This is a genomic window from Capnocytophaga sp. oral taxon 336 str. F0502, assembly GCF_000411575.1.
Classification (GTDB): domain Bacteria; phylum Bacteroidota; class Bacteroidia; order Flavobacteriales; family Flavobacteriaceae; genus Capnocytophaga; species Capnocytophaga ochracea.
In genome coordinates, this window is sequence record NZ_KE150494.1 from 86,724 (window position 1) to 86,940 (window position 217).

The window sequence follows — 217 nt, forward strand, 5'->3', positions numbered from 1 at the left end:
GTTGTGAATTGCTTTCAAATTTTGTAGTTTTGTGATTGATAACAACATTTTAACTAAAAGATAAAATAAAGATATGGTTGTGAATTGCTTTCAAATTTTGTAGTTTTGTGATTGATAACAACGAAAGGAGATTGAGCGCGCGGCAATCTTTAGTTGTGAATTGCTTTCAAATTTTGTAGTTTTGTGATTGATAACAACATAACATCATTTACATTTA